The organism is Mesorhizobium sp. M7D.F.Ca.US.004.03.1.1, from assembly GCF_003998635.1.
In the GTDB taxonomy this organism is placed as follows: Bacteria; Pseudomonadota; Alphaproteobacteria; order Rhizobiales; family Rhizobiaceae; genus Mesorhizobium; species Mesorhizobium loti.
Genome location: NZ_RZQG01001364.1, coordinates 1 through 1,130, shown reverse-complemented (window position 1 = coordinate 1,130; position 1,130 = coordinate 1). Strand labels below are relative to the sequence as shown.

The window sequence follows — 1,130 nt, the reverse complement described above, 5'->3', positions numbered from 1 at the left end:
AAGCCATCCATTCGCGGCCGATTCGCGAATGTTCCAGCCGCCAAGCACACCACGCCGCGAGCCCTGCAAGCGTTGCGGTCAGATAGAAAATGTAGATTGGATCGTTGAAATCGACCCCCGCAATCTGTGGCTTGGGAATCTCCACAAGGCCCTGCGCGCCGCCGAGAAACGACCGCATCATGTCAGAGACGACGAGCACCCGAATGATTTCTCCAAGTCCGAGCGTCGCCACAGCGAGGTAGTCGCCCCTCACGCGCAATATGGGAAGACCAAACAGCAGCCCCGCTGTCGCCGATGCCAGGACAGCGATAGGCAGGCACGCCCAGAAGCTGAGACTAGCGATAGCTGTCTCATTGTGTCCGCTCAGAAGGCCTACCGTGTACGCTCCAATCGCGAAGAAAGCGACAAATCCCAGATCGATAAGTCCTGCCATGCCGAGCTCGATATTGAGCCCCATGCCCATCAAGGCGTAGAGGCCGACCAGAACGCAGATCTGGGCAATGAACTGGTTGGTGAGCAAGGGAAGAGCAAGAAGCAGGATCGCCACCATCGACCAAAAAACACGCCGGCATTTCGGCGAGGCGAAGACTTTCCCTACGGTCTTGCTGCCGCCGATCGCATCGGCAAGCATAGACGTAAGCAAAGTCGCCAAAGCGATCACTATGGCGCCATACCGAGACACGCCGTCTGAGCTCACAAACCACGCAATCGCATCGGCGATCGGGCCATCGTCCGGAGAAAAGCTCAACAAGAGATCGGACAGTAGTCCCACGAGCACGACCGCGCTGGCGGCAAGCATCAGCGGTCGCCGAAACCTCCCGCCCAAACGACGCAGAAAAACAATAAGCATGAACACGAATGCAAAACTCGAAAACAAGAGGGCCCCGCCGATGGCGAGCCCCTGATTCAGCACGAGCCCGCTGAGAAGCTCGGGCGTGACAGCAACAAGGTAAGGGCGCAAATTGATTTCAGTGCCAGCCTTTACCAGACCCAGCACCGGCATGGTGGCCAGCGCTGCCGCAAACAGCGCGGCAGGGATAACATTTGAAAGAGGCCGGCGCGCTGTCGCGCCGGCGAAGGAATTCGCTGCCACGAAAGCCAAGAGAAGTACCGCCAATTGAGAACTGTCT

1 pseudogene is annotated in these 1,130 nt (G+C 58.2%); it reads right to left on the bottom strand.

The window, feature by feature from the left end:
• Window positions 1-1,117, bottom strand: a pseudogene (locus tag EN935_RS37115) (branched-chain amino acid ABC transporter permease); the annotation flags it as partial.
• Window positions 1,118-1,130: the final 13 nt, after the last annotated feature.